Origin of the sequence: Kineococcus glutinatus (assembly GCF_039542765.1) — a bacterium.
GTDB lineage: Bacteria > Actinomycetota > Actinomycetes > Actinomycetales > Kineococcaceae > Kineococcus_A > Kineococcus_A glutinatus.
This window is the reverse complement of sequence record NZ_BAABIL010000164.1, coordinates 1-9577: the sequence shown is the minus strand read 5'-3', so window position 1 is coordinate 9577 and position 9577 is coordinate 1. Positions and strand designations below refer to the sequence as shown.

Genomic DNA, 9577 nt, shown 5'->3' with positions numbered 1-9577 from the left:
CGGCCTCGACGATCGCGGCGACGCCCTGGCCGCCGGCGGCGCAGATGGAGACGAGCGCCCGCCCGCCGCCGCGCTCGGCGAGCAGCTTGGCGGTGGTGGCGAGGATGCGGGCGCCGGTGGCGGCGAAGGGGTGGCCGGTGGCGAGGGAGGACCCCGCGACGTTGAGCCTGGCGCGGTCGACGCTCCCCAGCGCCGCGGGCAGCCCCAGCCGCTCGCGGCACCACTCCTCGTCCTCCCACGCCCCGAGCACCGCCAGGACGGTGGAGGCGAACGCCTCGTGGATCTCGTACAGGTCGAAGTCCTGCAGGGTGAGGCCGTTGCGGGCCAGCAGCCGCGGCACGGCGTGCGCGCCGGCCATGAGCAGCCCGTCGCCGCCGTGCACGAAGTCGACCGCGGCGGTCTCGGCGTCGACGAGGTGCGCGAGCACCGGCAGGCGGTGCGCGGCGGCCCACTCGTCGCTGGCGAGCAGCACGACCGCGGCGCCGTCGGTGAGCGGGGTGGAGTTGCCGGCGGTCATCGTCGGCTCGGCCAGCTCGGCGGCCCGGCCGCGGCGGCCGAACACGGGCTGCAGGGCGGCGAGCTTCTCCGCCGTGGTGTCCGGGCGGAGGTTGTCGTCGCGCCGGAGCCCCAGGTAGGGGGTGACGAGGTCGTCGAGGAAGCCGCGCTCCCAGGCGGCGGCGAGGTTGCGGTGGCTGGCCAGGGCGATCTCGTCCTGCGCCTGCCGGGGGATGCGCCGCTCGGCGGTGGTGATCGCCATGTGCTCGCCCATGGACAGGCCGGTGCGCGGTTCGGCGTTGCTGGGCGGGGAGGGGCGCAGGTGGCCGGGGCGCAGGCGGGCCACGGCGGCGAGGCGGGCCTGCGGGGTGCGGGCGCGGGAGAGGTCCAGCAGCACGCGGCGCAGGCCCTCGTCGACGGCGATCGGCGCGTCGGAGGCGGAGTCGGTGCCGCCCGCGACGGCGGACTCCACCTGCCCGAGGGCGATCTTGTTGGCGACGAGGACGGCGGCCTCGAGGCCGGTGCCGCAGGCCTGCTGCACGTCGTAGGCGGGGGTGTGCGGCGACAGCGCCGTGGACAGCACGGCCTCGCGGGTGAGGTTGAGGTCGCGGCTGTGCTTGAGGACGGCGCCGGCGGCGACCTCGCCGAGGCGCTCGCCGGCCAGGCCGAAGCGGGCGACGAGGCCGTCGAGGGCGGCGGTGAGCAGGTCCTGCGCGGAGGCGTGGGCGTAGTGGCGCCCGGTGCGGGAGAAGGGGGTGCGGTTGCCGCCCAGGATCGCGGCCCGGCGGGGTGCGGGAGCCATCGGGTCTCCTCGTCGAGGGGGTGAATCTTCGCTACCGAAGGTAGCAGGTACTCGGAGTACCGCGTACTGTGGAGCCGTGGACGCCGCCGTCGAGCCCGCCCGGGCCCCCGCCCCCTCCCCCGGACCACCACCCGGGACCACCCCGCGCCCGGACCGGCGGAGCACCCGCTGGGCCGAGCACCGCCGCACCCGCCGCGAAGAGCTCGTCGAGGCCACACTGCGCGCCATCACCCGCCACGGCGCCGGCGTCGGGATGGACGAGATCGCCGCCACCGCCGGCACGAGCAAGACCGCCCTCTACCGCCACTTCGCGGACAAGGAGGCCCTCTACCTCGCCGTGGCGGCCCGGGTGAACCGGCTCATCGTCCGCGAGCTCAAGGCCGCCGTCGCCCGCGCCGACACCCCGCAGGAGGCTCTCGGCGGGATCATCGGGACGTACCTGCGCCTCGTCGAGCACGACCCGGAGGTGTACCGGTTCGTCACCGCACACCCCTTCCTCGACCGCGAGGTCGGCTCCGACCCCGTCGGCGGGCTCACCACCGCCATCGGCGACGAGGTCTCCCGGACCCTCACCGCCCAGCTGCGCGCCGTCGGAGCCGGCTCCTCGGCCGCCGACGCCGTCGCGCACGGGCTCGTCGGGATGATCCGCGCCGCCGCGGACCGCTGGATCGCCGCCCCCGACCGGCTGCCGGCCGCCGCCATGACCACCCACCTCACCGCCCTGGCGTGGGGCGGCCTCACCGCCGTCCTGCCCACCGATCCGCACAGCAGCGCCCCGCGGAGCAGCACCCCGCAGGCCACCGACCAGCACACCGCCACGCCCGAGGAGGAGCGATGACCGCCACCGACGTCCCCGCACCGGAGCGCACGACCGCCCCCGGGCAGGCCACCCCCGCCGGCGGCGGGAGCGCCGCCGTCCCCACCGGCCCCGTCGACACCGACGTGCTGCGCCGCTTCCTCGACGGCGCGTTCGCCGAGCAGCGCGACCGCTGCCGCGCGGAGCTGCCGCTGGACCTCTTCCAGCCCGCCGACCACCTCTCCACCGCCGAGCACCGCGACCGCACCCGCGACCAGCTGCGCCGCGTCGTCGCCCTCGGCGGCCACGAGCTCGGCTTCTCCGCCGCCCACGGCGGCGGCGACGACCCGGGCGGGCAGGTCAGCCAGTTCGAGATGCTCGGCTTCGGCGACGCCTCCCTCATGATCAAGTCGGGGGTGCAGTTCGGCCTCTTCGGCGGCGCCGTGCAGGCCCTGGGCACCGAGCGCCACCACGCCGAGCTGCTGCCGCGGGTCCTGCGCCTGGAGCTGCTCGGCTGCTTCGCGATGACCGAGTCCGAGCACGGCTCCGACGTCGCGGGCCTGCGCACCACCGCCACCTACGACCCGGCGGCGCAGGAGTTCGTCATCCACTCCCCCGACGCCGGCGCCCGCAAGGAGTACATCGGCGGCGCCGCCGAGGACGCCGAGGTCGCCGTCGTCTTCGCGCAGCTCGAGACGCTGGGTCAGCGCCACGGGGTGCACGCCTTCGTCGTGCCGCTGCGCCGCGACGGCGAGGCCCTGCCCGGCATCACCCTGTCCGACTGCGGCCGCAAGATGGGCCTCAACGGCGTCGACAACGGCCGCATCCTGTTCGACTCCGTGCGCGTGCCCCGCACCGCGCTGCTCGACCGCTACGCGCAGGTCGCCGAGGACGGCACCTACTCCAGCCCCATCGCCAGCGCCAACTCGCGGTTCTTCACGATGCTCGGCGCCCTCGTCAAGGGCCGCGTCAGCATCTCCGGCGGCGCCCTCAGCCAGACCAAGGTCGCCCTCGCCATCGCCCTGCGCCACGCCCTCACGCGGCGGCAGTTCACCCGCCCCGGCCCCGACGGCGCCCCGGCCGAGGAGGTCCTGCTCATGGACTACCTCAGCCACCAGCGCCGCCTGCTCGTGCCCCTGGCCACCACCTACGCGCTGAGCTTCGCGCAGGACGACCTCGTGCAGGCCATGCACGAGGTCGTCGGCGCCCAGCTGCGCGGGGAGGAGGTCGACACCGTCACGCAGCGGGCGTTCGAGACGCACGCCGCGGGCATGAAGGCCGTCTCCTCCTGGCACGCCACCGCCACCATCCAGACCTGCCGCGAGGCGTGCGGCGGCGCGGGCTACCTGTCGGAGAACCGGCTGCCGCAGCTCAAGGCGGACAGCGACATCTTCACCACCTTCGAGGGCGACAACACCGTCCTGCTCCAGCTCGTCGCCAAGAGCCTGCTGACCCGCTACAAGCAGCAGTTCTCCGACCTCGACACCCTCGGCATGGCGCGGCTGGCCACCCGCGACCTCATCAGCACCGTCGCCGGCCGCAGCCCCGCCCGCCTGCTCGTGCAGGAACTCGTGGACTCCGCGCCCCGCAACGACGTGGAGGGCGAGCTGCGCGACCGCGCCTGGCAGCTGCAGATGGTGCGCTTCCGCGAGAAGCACCTCGTCGACACCCTCGCCAAGCGCGCCCGCAAGGCCCGGGGCAAGTCCGTGGGCGGTTCCTACGACACCCTCGGCGGCCTGCAGGACCACCTCGTCACCGCCGCCCGCTCCCACGTCGACCGCGTCGTGCTGGAGGCCTTCGTCGCGGCGATCGCCCGCTGCGAGGACCCCGCCGTCAAGGCGCTGCTGGAGCAGGTGTGCGACCTGCACGCCCTCGCGCTGCTGGAGTCCCACAAGGGCTGGTACCTGCAGCACCGCCGGATGAGCCCGGTGCGCGCCAAGCAGGTCACCCACGCCGTCAACGAGACCGTGAACCAGCTGCGCCCGCGCACCGAGGAGCTCGTCGCCGGCTTCGGCATCCCCGACGCCTGGCTGGGCGCGGTCATCGCCGCCTGAGCGGCCGGGACCGACGGGGGGCCGGGCGCGCCGCGGGACGCGCCCGGCCCCTCGCGCATGGTCCGGGCCGGACGGGGAACGGTGCGGGCGGAAGCACACAGGTCCCGGACGCAGGAGAGCGCGTGAGCACCGACCAGTACACCGTCGTCGACCCCACCACGAAGTACCCGCAGCCGGAGTTCGAGGAGCAGCAGCAGCCCGCCCCCGGGCTGGCCACCGAGATGACCGGCCCCGCCCCCGACCACGGGGAGTCCACCTACCGCGGCACCGGCCGCCTCGCCGGGCTGAAGACCGTCATCACCGGCGCCGACTCCGGCATCGGCCGCGCCACCGCCATCGCCTTCGCCCGCGAGGGCGCCGACGTCCTCATCAGCCACCTGCCCGAGGAGGAGGCCGACGCCCAGCAGGTCGCCGAGCTCGTCCGGGAGGCGGGCCGCACCGCCGTCACGTTCGCCGGCGACCTGTCCGAGGAGGCCACCAACGTCGCGCTCGTGGAGAAGGCGGTGCAGGAGTTCGGCCGCATCGACTGCCTCGTCGTCAACGCCGGCCGCCAGCAGGCGGTGCAGGACCTGCAGGAGCTGTCCACCGAGGAGTTCGACCGCACGTTCAAGACGAACGTGTACTCCCTGTTCTGGCTGACCAAGGCCGCGGTCCCGCACATCCGGCCCGGCGGCACCATCATCACGACGTCGTCCATCCAGGCCTACGAGCCGTCCCCGACGCTGCCGCACTACGCCTCGACGAAGGCCGCGATCAACACCTTCTCCAAGGCGCTGGCGCAGGCGGTGGCCGAGAAGGGCATCCGCGTCAACATCGTCGCGCCCGGGCCGGTGTGGACGCCGCTGCAGGTCTCCGGCGGCCAGCCCGCCGACGCGCTGCCCACCTTCGGCGCGCAGACCCCGCTGGGCCGGGCCGGGCAGCCCGCGGAGCTCGCCCCCGCCTACGTGTTCCTGGCCTCCGCGGAGTCCAGCTACGTCTCCGGCGAGACCCTGCACGTCAACGGCGGCATGCCCACCCCCTGACGGGTCCCGACTGACTCCCGACTGACGGGTCCCGACGCGCGAGGGCCCCGCCCGGGTCGACCGGACGGGGCCCTCGCGCACGCCGCGCTCAGGCGGTGGCCGGTGCCACCTCCCCGCCGCGGCGCAGCACCAGCCGCGCCACGACCGCCGCCACGAGCAGCGTGCCGGCGATCGTCAGCGCCATCGGCAGCGCCGAACCCCCGCCACCGGCACCGGTCAGCGGCGCCACGAGCGCCCCGATGCCGAACTGGCTGGCTCCCAGCAGGGCCGCGGCCGCACCGGCGCGCTCCCCGTGCCGGGACAGCGCCACCGCGGCCGCGTTCGGCCCGCACAGCGCCACGACGGCCAGCACCACCCACAGCGGCAGCAGGATCCCGAGCATCCCGCCCAGGCCCGTCACGGCCGTCACGACCAGCACCACCCCGGCCAGGGCGCCCGCGACGAGGGCCGTGGACAGGATCGCCTCCGGCGCCCAGCGCCGCAGCAGGACCACGTTCCACTGCGAGGCCGCCACGAGCCCCACCGCGCCGGCGCCGAACACCAGCGCGAACGTGCTCTCGTCGAGACCGAAACCCTCCTGCAGCACGAACGGGGAACCGGAGACGTAGGCGAAGACCGCCGCCATCGTCAGGCCCGCCACCAGCATCAGGCCCACGAGGCTGCGGTCGCCCAGCAGCTCCCGGTAACCGCGCAGCACGGGGCGCAGCCCCACCGGGGTGCGCCGCTGCGGCGGCAGGGTCTCCCGCAGCGCGAACAGCGCCACCAGCATCAGCAGCGCGCCCAGGACGGCGAGCACGTGGAACACCGTGCGCCAGGAACCGACCGCGAGCACCGCGCCGCCCAGCGAGGGGGCCAGCACCGGCGCGACGCCCATGACCAGGATGAGCCGGGACAGCACGGCCGCGGCGGTGCTGCCGGTGAACAGGTCGCGGACCACGGCCGTGGCCACGACGCTGGCCGCCGCCACCCCGATGCCCTGCAGCACCCGCAGCACCCCGAGCACGGCGATGTTCGGGGCCATCGCGCACAGCAGGGACGCCACGATGTGCAGCGCGATGCCCGCCAGCAGGGGGCGCCGGCGCCCGAGGGCGTCGGACAGCGGGCCGATGACGAGCTGGCCGAGGCCCAGGCCGACGAGGGTGCCGGTGAGGGTGAGCTGCACCGCCGACGCGCTCGCGTCGAGGTCGCGGGTCAGGGCCGGCAGGGCGGGCAGGTAGGTGTCGATGCTCAGCGGGCCCAGCGCGATGAGGCTGCCGAGGACGAGGACGGCCCGCCAGCGCTGGGCGGTGCCCAGCTCCGGGCGGTCCCCGGCGGCCGGGGCGCCGGCCCGCTCCGGGACGGCCGTCGCGGCCACCGCCTCCGGCAGCCCGGCCGCGACGGCCTCCTGGCCCGGTGGTCCGGTGTGCTGCGCGCTGTCGTGCATGTCTTCCCCCTCCGCGGTGAGCCGCACTCCGGCCCTACCGGGCGACAAGCCTCGCGGGCGCGGGGGTGTTCCCGCCACGGTGTTTCGCGGCGCTCAGCGCTGGGCGCGCAGCAGCTCCACGAGCTCGCCCTCGGGGCGGGCCGGGCTCCACAGGAAGCCCTGGGCGCTGTCGCAGCCGTGGGCCTGCAGGAACTCCTGCTGCCGCGCGGTCTCCACGCCCTCCGCGACGACGGACAGCCCCAGCGCGCCGCCGATGCCGATGACCGCGCGCACCACGGCCGCCGCCGAGGGGTCCTCGGCGATGTCCCGGACGAAGCTGCGGTCCACCTTGAGCACGTCGACGGGCAGCTCCGTGATGCTCGTCAGCGCGCTGTAGCCGGTGCCGAGGTCGTCGACGGCCAGCCGCACCCCGCGGGCGCGCAGCCGCGCCAGGTCCGCGCGCAGGGCGTCGTCGATGACCGCGACGTGCGTCTCGGTCAGCTCCACGACGAGCTTGTCGCCGGGCAGCCCGTGCCGCTCCAGCGCCGCCTCGACGTCGTCGGCGAGGGTGCCGGTCTCCAGCTGGCGGCCGGAGACGTTGACGTGCACCGCGGGGGCGTCCGCGCCCAGCACGCCCAGCCAGCCCGCCGCCATGCGGCAGGAGGCGTCGAGCACCCAGCGGCCCAGCGGCACCATCAGCCAGCTGTGCTCCACCGTCTCCAGGAACGCGCCGGGCAGCAGCAGGCCCCGCCGGGGGTGCTGCCAGCGCACGAGGGTCTCCACGGCCGTGGCGCGGCCGGTGACGATGTCGACGACGGGCTGGCCGTGCAGCACGAACTCCCCGCGCTCCAGGCCCTCGGCCGCCTCCGCCAGCAGCACCGAGGCGCGCGTCGCCGCGGCGCGCCCGGCGAGGTCGAAGAGGTGGGCGCGCCCCTTGCCGGCGCGCTTGGCGGTGTACATGGCGTCGTCGGCGTCGACGAGCAGGCGCTCGGCGGTGGAGCCGACACCGGACAGGGCCAGGCCGACGCTCACCCCGAGCAGGTGGGGGCCGCCGGGCACGGACACCGGTTCGGCCGCGGCGGCCACCGCGCGGTCGGCGATGGTGCGGGCGTCGGCCTCGGAGTCCACGTCGAGGCAGAGCAGGGCGAACTCGTCGCCGCCGAGCCGGGCCACGGTGTCGCCCGGGCGCACGACGTGCTGCAGGCGCTTGGCGACCTCGGCCAGCAGGGCGTCGCCGGCGCCGGGGCCGGCGGAGTCGTTGACCTGCTTGAACCCGTCGAGGTCGCAGACGAGCAGCGCCAGGCGGGTGTCGTCGCGGCGACCGGCGGCCAGGGCGTGCTCGATGCGGTCGACGAGCAGCGCGCGGTTGGGCAGCCCGGTGAGCGGGTCGTGCAGGGCCTGCTCGCGCAGCCGCCGCTGCAGCCGCCCGACCTCCAGCAGGCCGACGGCGGTGCGGGCCAGGTCTTCCAGGTGCCGCCGCCCCTCGGCCGCCACCCCGCCGGGGGCCCCGCCGAGGACCTGCAGGGCGCCCAGCACCACGCCGTCGGCGGTGCGCAGGTCGGCGCCGGCGACGACGGGGGCACCCTCGGCGCCCGGGCCCCAGGTGGCGAGGGGGCGCAGCGCGGCGTCCTCGTCGGGGTCGGCGGCGGCCAGCAGGGCGGAGCCGGTGCCGCAGAGCGCGGCGGCCAGCCGCGGCAGGGCGGACAGCTCCGCCGGGAGGGGACCGTCACCGGGCAGGAGGCCGTGGTCGGCCAGCGCTGCGACCCGCCGCTGCCGGGCCTCCGCCTGCCGCTGCTCCAGACCCACGCGTCCTCCGCTCACCGGCCCCCGGGGAGGGCGCCACCGCCTCCCCATCGTCACGCCCCCCGGGGTGCTTGAGCGGTGGGTGCGCCGATCGGGGTGTCGGCGCCGGCCGCTGCCCGGGCCCGGCCGGCGGCTTCCGGCGTGCGGGTGCGGCGGCGGCGTCGCACGATCGGGGTGTGCCCCGCCTGCGCCGTTCCTCCCCCTCGGGCCCCGGCTTCACCCGCCGGCGCGCGGGCCGCGGCTGGGTCTACCTCGACGAGCACGGCGAGCGGATCACCGATCCCGGTGTCGTCGAGCGCATCGAGCGGCTGGCGGTCCCCCCGGCCTACACCGACGTGTGGATCTGCCCCTGGCCCAACGGGCACCTGCAGGCGGTGGGCACCGACGACCGCGGCCGGCGGCAGTACCGCTACCACGAGCTGTGGCGGGCCCAGCGGGACCGCCTCAAGCACGACCGGGTGCTGGAGGTGGCCGCGGAGCTGCCCCGCGCCCGGGAGGTGGTGGCCGGGCACCTGGCGCTGCCGGGGATGCCGCGGGAGCGCGCGCTGGCCACGGCGTTCCGGTTGCTGGACCTCGGCTTCTTCCGGGTGGGCGGGGAGTCGTACGCGGAGGAGAACGGCTCGTACGGCCTGGCGACGCTGCGGCGCGACCACGTGCACGAGCGGCACGGGGAGCTGGTGTTCTCCTACGTCGCGAAGTCCGGCAAGGACCGCAGCCTGGTCGTCGCCGACCCGGACGTGCGCGCGGCGGTCCGCTCCTTGAAGCGCCGCCGGGGCGGGGGCGAGGACCTGCTGGCGTGGCGGGAGCCGGACGGTTCCTGGCACGACGTGACCAGCGGCGACGTCAACGGCTACCTGCACGAGGTGATCGGCCCGGACGTGTCGGCGAAGGACTTCCGCACGTGGCACGCCACGGTGCTGGCGGCGGTGGCGCTGGCGGTGTCGGTGCAGGTGGCGGGCAGCCCCACGGCGCGCAAGCGGGCGGTGGCCCGCGCGGTGCGGGAGGTGTCGGAGTACCTGGGCAACACCCCCGCGGTGTGCCGGGCCAGCTACGTGGACCCCCGGGTCGTGGACCTCTTCGGCGACGGGGTGACGATCGAGCCGGTGCTGCGGGACCTGGGCGCGGACGCCGGCTTCGGGCACCCGGCCACGCACGGCGCCATCGAGGTGGCGGTGCAGCGGCTGCTGCGGGACGAGCCGGTCG

General features: G+C 76.2%; 7 protein-coding genes. 4 read left to right on the top strand and 3 right to left on the bottom strand.

Annotated elements, in window-relative coordinates:
* On the bottom strand, positions 1-1297 hold a 1297-nt coding region (locus ABEB16_RS07060), incomplete at its 3' end, for an acetyl-CoA C-acetyltransferase (RefSeq protein WP_345711553.1).
* 76 nt (positions 1298-1373) lie between these two features.
* Between ABEB16_RS07060 and ABEB16_RS07055 the strand changes: the two genes are divergently transcribed.
* The 3 genes from ABEB16_RS07055 (at position 1374) to ABEB16_RS07045 (ending at position 5169) form a co-directional block, all read left to right on the top strand.
* The gene (locus ABEB16_RS07055; RefSeq protein WP_345711552.1) at positions 1374-2135 is read left to right on the top strand and encodes a TetR/AcrR family transcriptional regulator; all 762 of its coding nucleotides are present in this window, start codon (positions 1374-1376) and stop codon (positions 2133-2135) included.
* Positions 2132-4147: an acyl-CoA dehydrogenase family protein gene (locus tag ABEB16_RS07050; RefSeq protein ID WP_345711551.1), complete on the top strand. Its 2016-nt coding sequence runs from the start codon at positions 2132-2134 to the stop codon at positions 4145-4147. The genes ABEB16_RS07055 and ABEB16_RS07050 overlap by 4 nt, the downstream gene beginning before the upstream one ends.
* A gap of 122 nt (positions 4148-4269) precedes the next feature.
* Complete coding sequence (locus ABEB16_RS07045) at positions 4270-5169, top strand: glucose 1-dehydrogenase (protein WP_345711550.1); 900 nt, start codon at positions 4270-4272, stop codon at positions 5167-5169.
* Positions 5170-5257: 88 nt separating this feature from the next.
* Here the strand turns inward: ABEB16_RS07045 and ABEB16_RS07040 are convergent, their stop codons facing one another.
* Together ABEB16_RS07040 and ABEB16_RS07035 are read right to left on the bottom strand one after the other, a co-directional pair.
* On the bottom strand, positions 5258-6592 hold the full coding sequence (locus ABEB16_RS07040) for a multidrug effflux MFS transporter (protein ID WP_345711549.1): 1335 nt from the start codon (positions 6590-6592) through the stop codon (positions 5258-5260).
* 93 nt (positions 6593-6685) lie between these two features.
* Complete coding sequence (locus ABEB16_RS07035) at positions 6686-8377, bottom strand: putative bifunctional diguanylate cyclase/phosphodiesterase (RefSeq protein ID WP_345711548.1); 1692 nt, start codon at positions 8375-8377, stop codon at positions 6686-6688.
* Between the two features lie 173 nt (positions 8378-8550).
* On the opposite strand from ABEB16_RS07035, the gene ABEB16_RS07030 reads away from it, so the two are divergent.
* Positions 8551-9577, top strand: a 1027-nt coding sequence (locus ABEB16_RS07030) for a DNA topoisomerase IB (RefSeq protein WP_345711547.1), incomplete at its 3' end; no start/stop codon positions are given.

What these genes read in the sequence shown, in the direction of transcription:
- ABEB16_RS07040 (WP_345711549.1), bottom strand. Translation starts at nt 6,592, where the DNA reads ATGCACGACAGCGCGCAGCACACCGGACCACCGGGCCAGGAGGCCGTC.
- ABEB16_RS07050 (WP_345711551.1), top strand. Translation starts at nt 2,132, where the DNA reads ATGACCGCCACCGACGTCCCCGCACCGGAGCGCACGACCGCCCCCGGG.